The sequence below is a fragment of the Loktanella sp. F6476L genome (assembly GCF_023015725.1).
In the GTDB taxonomy this organism is placed as follows: Bacteria; Pseudomonadota; Alphaproteobacteria; order Rhodobacterales; family Rhodobacteraceae; genus Yoonia.
This window is the reverse complement of sequence record NZ_JALKAR010000040.1, coordinates 1-587: the sequence shown is the minus strand read 5'-3', so window position 1 is coordinate 587 and position 587 is coordinate 1. Positions and strand designations below refer to the sequence as shown.

Genomic DNA, 587 nt, shown 5'->3' with positions numbered 1-587 from the left:
CCCTCGCCGGGACTGAAATCTTCGATACGGTCCCGCCCGCCGATCAGCGCGTCTGGTGCATAAGCAAAGATATCTGCGCCTGTGCCGCCGCCAAGGTTGTCCTTCCCCGCGCCGCCTTCAATCGTGTCATTGCCGCCTTCGCCGCGCAGCCGGTCACGTCCGTCGCCGCCCAAGATCAGGTCGTCGCCCGAGGTGCCGTTCAACCAGTCATCGCCGGCCGTGCCGGTGATCGCGTTTTGCGGCACGGGGTCGGAAACGGTGTCGAGCGTCAACGTCGGACCAGCAATGGCTGGCGTCACGTTGCTACTGGTATCTGTGGCAGTGATGGACGTGGTCAGTGGCCCGTCGGTCAGACCCGACAGGTCCAGCACGGTTGACGCAGCACCGGGGGTCAGCACGCCCGACACCACGCTCGTCACGCCATCGGTGACCGTGATCACAGCCGTTGCATCAGCGTCCAGACCTGTGGCTGTCAGCGTCACAGCTGCAACTTCGGTGGCATCAATCGCCAGATCGGGTGCCGTGATCCCAAGATTGCCGTCTTCATCCGCAGATGTATCCGGTGCAAAATCAAGCAGCAAAGCAGG

1 pseudogene is annotated in these 587 nt (G+C 63.2%); it reads right to left on the bottom strand.

Annotated elements, in window-relative coordinates:
• A pseudogene (locus tag MWU61_RS19650) lies at positions 1 to 587 on the bottom strand (hypothetical protein); the annotation flags it as partial.